Origin of the sequence: Serratia sp. 506_PEND (assembly GCF_001076875.1) — a bacterium.
GTDB classification, from domain to species: Bacteria; Pseudomonadota; Gammaproteobacteria; order Enterobacterales; family Enterobacteriaceae; genus Serratia; species Serratia marcescens.
Genome location: NZ_JVEL01000131.1, coordinates 1 through 415 on the forward strand (window position 1 = coordinate 1; position 415 = coordinate 415).

The 415-nt window shown below is 63.4% G+C and carries 1 protein-coding gene; it reads left to right on the forward strand.

Annotation, left to right across the window (positions count from 1 at the left end):
- Positions 1–415, forward strand: a 415-nt coding sequence (locus ADK28_RS03605) for a chorismate-binding protein (protein ID WP_048794908.1), incomplete at both ends; no start/stop codon positions are given.

Sequence of the window (415 nt, forward strand, 5' to 3'; positions counted from 1 at the left end):
GCCGTCGCGCCGCTTCACCCTGCCGTGCCCGGCGCCGCTGGCGGCCTACCAAACCTTAAAAGACAACAACCCCAGCCCGTACATGTTCTTCATGCAGGATGATGACTTCACCCTGTTCGGCGCTTCGCCGGAGAGCGCGCTGAAATACGACGCGGGCAATCGCCAAATCGAAATCTACCCGATCGCCGGCACTCGCCCGCGCGGCCGCCGCGCCGATGGTTCGCTGGATCTGGATCTCGACAGCCGCATTGAGCTGGAAATGCGCACCGACCACAAAGAGCTGGCCGAGCACCTGATGCTGGTCGATCTGGCGCGCAACGATCTGGCGCGCATCTGCCAGGCCGGCAGCCGCTATGTGGCCGACCTGACCAAGGTGGACCGCTATTCATTCGTCATGCACCTGGTTTCCCGAGTG